Here is a 2,157-nt window from a genome sequence, read left to right on the forward strand (position 1 = left end):
CGATGTTCGTCAGGCTCGGCGCAATTTTCAGCCAGTAGTAGAAAATCGTCATGAGGCCGGTCACGCCGCCTTCGCCCAGATGATTCGAAATCAGGAAACCGTTGATTGCAACGGTGTACAAAAATGCTCCCACAGTATTCAGCATTAAATTAACAACGATCGTCTTCTTCATCAAAATTCTCCAGCTTCAGCTGCATGTCGCCGTTTTCATCAACAGTTTCCTGCAGTCCCCTTTCCTTTCTTCCCATCAGAAATCCCTTGATCAGCTCATAGAGCTCTTCTTTTTCCTTCGTGTCAAGCTTTTGTACCCCAAAACAGACGTCTGCGCTTGAAGCCAGGGTTTCAACCAAATCAACCTTTTTGATTGCCCGACCGCACAAATAGTCGGTCGAAACATCAAAAAACTCAGCAAGCTGCCTGATATCAAGATAAGTCGGAGTATTGACGCCGCATTCCCACTTGCTGAGCTGCGACCCGGTATTCTTCTTCTGGTTGTATGAAACATTCATTTCGTTCAGCGCATCCGCAAGCTGACCGAGCGTCAGGCCACGGCCTTTGCGCAAGGCTCGCATTCTTTCGGGAAACATAGGCAACTCCTCGCTTTCTCTGTAAAATGCAGTGCTACTTAATCATGTCCGTCTCCTTCATCCACTCCGCCATCCGGCGATAGGCATCGGAAAGACCGACTGTCGGCTTCCATCCGAGCCTTCTCATCTTTCCGGCATTGAGTTTCATTCTTACATCGGGTGCATATCCAAGGCTGCCGGAGTTCTCCGGAATATCGATGATGACTTCAGACTTTCCTTCAGACAGCGTCTTCGAGACAAGTTCCGCCATCTTTCTGATTGTTGTATGGCTCTCCTCGTTTGCAACATTGTATGCCTGTCCCGGTTCGCCCTTGTACAGGAGCATCAGAATCGCCCTGACGGCATCAATTGTATAGACGTAGTTGCCTTCGGATTTTCCTTCAGTCCTCAGGACAATGTTCTCTCCTCTGAGCGCACTCCTTGCGAACTGGGCAAACACGCGGTTTTCCGTCGGAAGTACACCCGCTCCGAATGTCTGAGCCAGACGGGCTGAAGTGATTTTAAGACCATACTGAGCTGCATAGGCGGTACACATGCATTCGCACATTCTCTTTCCTTCCGGATAACAGCTTCTGACTGCAGTCAGGTCAACATATCCCAGATCTTCTTCAGTTGTGTCATCCGGATTTGCAGACTGGCCGTAAATCTCCATTGATGAGATATAGACCGTCCCGCGTGCCTTCTTTTCGGCCGCAAGGTTCAGAATGTTTCTGGTGCCCTTCAAGGCAACGTCAATCGTTCCAACCGGGTCTTCCACCATAATCTTCGAAGTCGTCACCGCAGCAGCGTGAACGATGTAGTCAACCCTTCCGTTTACGGAAACCGGCTCATCACCGGAAAGATCGTCCAAACAAAAAGAAAGAGCATCTTTTCCCATACATCCTTCATATATCTTGTCAGCCTTTGCTTGATTGCGAATCAATCCGATTACTTTAAGCCCCAGATTAAATTTTTCGTTTGCATAAATCAATGATCTGACAACCATTGACCCGACAAGTCCCGTTGCGCCCGTTACCAAAATTCGTTTATCTTTAAAATTGCTCCACTCGATTTCACTCGCTAAGAGAGAATCCAAATCTTCCGTCAACACGTTATTCAAGGCCATAGATTTGTTCATCCTCTCTTGCATCAAGCAATGCGCGCATCGTATAGAAATCATCGGGGGTCGTAATCTTGATGTTTTCCTGCGGGCCGTCGATAAGATAGAGCTTATGTCCATAATACTGCATCATTGAGCATGAATCGATGAAGTCGTGCCTGTTCTCAGCAATTGCCTTGCGGTGGGCGCCGATGATGTCCTTGAGCCAGAAGCTCTGAGGCGCACGGGCAAGACGTGAGCGGGACCGGTCGGGAACTTCGTCAATGCCGTTGTCATCATCTACAATAAGCACCGTTTCCTTCACAACAACACTCGTAATGGAGCTGCCGCGCTTCTTTACCGATTCGATGTTGTCAGAAATCGTCTTTGGTCGAATCAAAGGACGAACGCCGTCATGAATCAGGACAACGGATTCTTCACCATTTGCAACGCGTTCTGCGGCACAAAGGCCGTTGTAGATTGAATCCTGAC

At 48.5% G+C, this 2,157-nt stretch carries 4 protein-coding genes; all 4 read right to left on the reverse strand.

The window, feature by feature from the left end; genetic code table 11:
• On the reverse strand, positions 1-172 hold a 172-nt coding region (locus V7Z60_RS09765; protein ID WP_334117624.1), incomplete at its 3' end, for a YitT family protein.
• Positions 150-587: a helix-turn-helix domain-containing protein gene (locus V7Z60_RS09770; RefSeq protein ID WP_334117620.1), complete on the reverse strand. Its 438-nt coding sequence runs from the start codon at positions 585-587 to the stop codon at positions 150-152. The genes V7Z60_RS09765 and V7Z60_RS09770, both read right to left, overlap by 23 nt.
• 34 nt (positions 588-621) lie before the next feature.
• Positions 622-1,692 (reverse strand): NAD-dependent epimerase/dehydratase family protein, encoded by a 1,071-nt coding sequence (locus tag V7Z60_RS09775; RefSeq protein WP_334117621.1) that lies wholly within the window; start codon positions 1,690-1,692, stop codon positions 622-624.
• A partial coding sequence (locus tag V7Z60_RS09780; RefSeq protein WP_334117622.1) for a 2-C-methyl-D-erythritol 4-phosphate cytidylyltransferase occupies positions 1,679-2,157 on the reverse strand: 479 nt, incomplete at its 5' end. The genes V7Z60_RS09775 and V7Z60_RS09780, both read right to left, overlap by 14 nt.

Origin of the sequence: Ligilactobacillus sp., assembly GCF_036846325.1 — a bacterium.
Classification (GTDB): Bacteria; Bacillota; Bacilli; order Lactobacillales; family Lactobacillaceae; genus Ligilactobacillus.